General features: G+C 62.8%; 2 protein-coding genes and 1 pseudogene. All 3 read left to right on the top strand.

Annotation, left to right across the window (positions count from 1 at the left end; genetic code table 11):
• Positions 1–2,419: ribonucleoside-diphosphate reductase subunit alpha (locus tag Q0716_RS08700; protein ID WP_299022126.1), on the top strand; the 2,419-nt coding region annotated here is incomplete at its 5' end.
• 155 nt (positions 2,420–2,574) lie between these two features.
• Positions 2,575–3,828, top strand: a complete 1,254-nt coding sequence (locus tag Q0716_RS08705) for a ribonucleotide-diphosphate reductase subunit beta (protein WP_299022129.1) — start codon at positions 2,575–2,577, stop codon at positions 3,826–3,828.
• Positions 3,829–3,901: 73 nt separating this feature from the next.
• Positions 3,902–4,109 (top strand): annotated as a pseudogene (locus Q0716_RS08710) (hypothetical protein); the annotation flags it as partial.

The following is a 4,109-nucleotide window of genomic DNA, read 5'->3' on the forward strand; positions in this document are numbered from 1 at the left end:
CAAGGCCTTGATCCACTCCGCCGTCGAAGGGCTGGGGCCGGACGTGCAGGCCGAACCCATCGTCGCCGAGACGCTGCGCAACCTCTACGACGGCGTGCCGCTGGAAGAGGTGCACAAGGCCGCCATTCTGGCCGCGCGCACGAAGATCGAAACCGACCCCGACTACACCTACGCCACGGCGCGCCTGCTGCTGCACACCATCTACAAAGAGGTGCTGGGCGAGGAGGTCACGCATGCGCAAATGCACACGCGTTACGCGGAGTATTTCCCCGCCTTCATCAAAAAAGGCGTGGAGGCGGAGCTGCTCAACCCCGAGCTGCTCACGTTCGACCTACAGCGGCTGGGCGCGGCGCTCAAGGCCGAGCGCGATCTGAAATTCGACTACCTCGGTCTGCAAACGCTGTACGACCGCTACTTTCTGCACGTACGCAAGCAACGCATCGAGCTGCCGCAAGCGTTCTTCATGCGCGTAGCCATGGGCCTGGCGCTCAACGAAATCGACCGCGAAGCGCGTGCCATCGAGTTCTACGAAGTGCTGTCGTCGTTCGACTTCATGAGCAGCACGCCCACGCTGTTCAACAGCGGCACGTTGCGTTCGCAATTGTCGAGCTGCTACCTGACCACCGTCCCCGACGATTTGGAAGGCATTTACGACGCCATCAAGGAAAACGCGCTGCTGTCCAAATTCGCCGGTGGCCTGGGCAACGATTGGACACGCGTGCGCGCGCTGGGCAGCCACATCAAGGGCACCAATGGCGAGTCGCAGGGCGTGGTGCCGTTCCTGAAAGTGGTCAACGACACCGCCGTCGCTGTCAACCAGGGCGGCAAGCGCAAGGGCGCGGTGTGCTGCTATTTGGAGACCTGGCACCTCGATATCGAAGAATTTCTGGAGCTGCGCAAAAATACCGGCGACGACCGGCGCCGCACACACGACATGAACACGGCGAACTGGATTCCAGACCTGTTCATGAAGCGCGTGATCGAAAACGGCATGTGGACGCTGTTTTCGCCTTCCAGCGTACCCGATCTGCACGACAAGGTCGGGCGCGCGTTCGAAGAAGCCTATCTCGCCTACGAAGAAAAAGCCGCGCGTGGCGAAATCCAACCCAGCAAGCAGGTGCGCGCCGTCGACCTGTGGCGCAAGATGCTGACCATGTTGTTCGAGACCGGGCACCCCTGGATCACGTTCAAGGACCCCTGCAACATCCGCAGCCCACAACAGCACGTCGGCGTGGTGCATTCGTCCAACCTGTGCACCGAAATCACGCTCAACACCAGCGACACCGAAACCGCGGTGTGCAACCTGGGCTCGATCAATCTGGCTCAGCACCTCAAAGACGGCCCCGCGGGCAAAGAACTCGACCACGACAAGCTGCAGCGCACCATCACGGTGGCCATGCGCATGCTCGACAACGTGATCGACATCAACTACTACGCCGTCAAGAAAGCGCGCGACTCCAACCTGCGCCATCGACCGGTGGGCCTGGGTATCATGGGCTTTCAAGACGCGCTCTACGAGCTGCGCATCCCCTATGCGTCACCGCAGGCGATCGAATTCGCCGACCGGTCGATGGAGGCGGTGTGCTACTACGCCTATTGGGCCAGCAGCGACTTGGCGGTGGAGCGCGGTCGCTACTCGACCTACAAAGGCTCGCTGTGGGAGCGCGGCATCCTGCCGCCCGACAGCCTGGACTTGCTGGCGCAAGAGCGCGGCGGCTATTTGGAGGTGGACCGCTCGCGCACGCTGGACTGGGACGCGCTGCGTGCCAAGATCGCGCGCGACGGCATGCGCAACTCCAACTGCATCGCCATCGCCCCCACGGCCACGATTTCCAACATCGTTGGCGTCGACGCCTCGATCGAACCGTGCTTTGGCAACCTGTCGGTCAAGTCCAACCTGTCGGGTGAATTCACGGTCATCAACCACTACCTGGTCAAGGACCTCAAACGCCTGGGCCTGTGGGACGAAGTGATGATCATGGACCTGAAGCATTTCGACGGTTCGCTCTGGCCCATCGATCGCGTGCCACAGGAGCTCAAAGAGCTGTACCGCACGGCGTTCGAAATCGAGCCGGTGTGGCTGGTGGAGGCAGCGGCACGGCGCCAGAAATGGATCGACCAGGCCCAATCGCTCAACATTTACATGGCGGGCGCTTCGGGCAAAAAACTGGACGAAACCTACAAACTCGCGTGGATCCGCGGCCTCAAGACCACCTACTACCTGCGCACCACCAGCGCCACGCACGCTGAAAAAGCCACCGTGCGCAGCGGCGCGCTCAACGCGGTGCCGACGGCGGGTGGCACGTCGGCGCTCGCCGCGGCCGCCGTGCCGCCTGCCATGACGCCCGGGGTGACAGAGCCCGCGACCGACATCAAATTCTGCGCCATCGACGACCCGGGCTGCGAAGCCTGCCAATGACGAGAGCCAGCGCCCACGACACCCGTGCGGATGACCCGATTGATGCCCCGGCGCCACAGTCCGGGGCATCAAGCCCCCGCAAAAGTCGCAACGCCCCGTCAAACCCTTGTCATTTCGACGAGATTTTTCAATAATTCACCGAATCGGACACCACCATGTTGACTTGGGAAGACCACACCCCCACCGCAGCCCCCCAACCGGCACGTCCAGCGCCCGATGCCGCTCCGACGCACCGGCCGTCGGTAGCGGCCCAGCCCGTGTTTGGTGCACGCCCCGCGCAGACCGTCGCGGGTTTCGACTATGTGTCGCCGGTCAGCGCCACGATCGGCGCGCATCCTCCTGCCGCGGCCACTGCCGTTTCGCCAGCGTCGGCGCAGCCGGGCACCCAATACCGCCGCGTCAACGTGGCCGACAAGCGCATCATCAACGGCCAGACCGACGTCAACCAGCTCGTGCCGTTCAAATACAAATGGGCGTGGGAGAAATACCTCGCCACCTGCGCCAACCACTGGATGCCGCAGGAAATCAACATGTCACGCGACATCGCGCTGTGGAAAGACCCCAACGGCCTGACCGAGGACGAACGCCGCATCGTCAAGCGCAACCTGGGCTTTTTCGTCACGGCCGATTCGCTCGCAGCCAACAACATCGTGCTGGGCACGTATCGCCACATCACCGCACCCGAATGCCGGCAGTTTTTGCTGCGGCAGGCCTTCGAAGAGGCGATCCACACCCACGCCTACCAGTACATCGTCGAGTCGCTGGGGCTGGACGAGGGCGAAATCTTCAACGCCTACCACGAAATCCCGTCGATTCGGGACAAGGATGAGTTTTTGATCCCGTTCATCGACGCGATCATGGACCCCAACTTCCGCACCGGCACGCCCGAAAACGACCAGAAACTGCTCAAGAGCCTGATCGTCTTCGCCTGCCTGATGGAGGGGCTGTTCTTCTACGTCGGCTTCACCCAAATCCTGGCACTGGGCCGGCAAAACAAAATGACGGGCGCGGCCGAGCAGTACCAGTATATCCTGCGCGACGAGTCGATGCACTGCAACTTCGGCATCGACATGATCAACCAGCTCAAGCTCGAAAATCCCCACCTGTGGACGCCCGAGTTCAAGCAGGAGATCAAGGAGCTGTTTCTGACCGCAGTGGACCTGGAATACCGCTACGCCGAGGATACGATGCCGCGCGGCGTGCTCGGGCTCAACGCCAGCATGTTCAAGGGCTATCTGCGCTACATCGCCAATCGGCGCGCCACGCAAATCGGCCTCGACCCGCTCTTCCCGAACGAGGAAAACCCCTTCCCGTGGATGAGCGAGATGATCGACCTGAAGAAGGAGCGCAATTTCTTCGAGACGCGCGTGATCGAGTACCAGTCCGGCGGCGCCCTGTCCTGGGACTGATCCCCCGCCAACGCCTGGGTCGCGCGGCCGTCACCGTTTTCCCCACCCGCCAACCTCAAGCAGGAGACCCCCCATGGCAACCGCGAAGAAGGCCGCCGCCGCGGCCACCGAGTCCGCGAAGAAAAAGACGGCCGCCGCTGCGCCGACAACCCAGAAGGTGACGGCCAAGAAAGCGCCCGCCACGGCTGCGGCGGGCGCCGAACCCGCGCCCTCCAAAGCGGCCACCAAGGCGTCATCCAAAGCCACACCCAAGGCGACGAGCAAGACCGCAGCCCCCACGG

Source organism: uncultured Tepidimonas sp., from assembly GCF_938045175.1.
Lineage (GTDB): Bacteria > Pseudomonadota > Gammaproteobacteria > Burkholderiales > Burkholderiaceae_C > Tepidimonas.

Coding starts and splice junctions, on each gene's coding strand:
- Q0716_RS08705 (WP_299022129.1), top strand. CDS start 2,575: ATGTTGACTTGGGAAGACCACACCCCCACCGCAGCCCCCCAACCGGCA.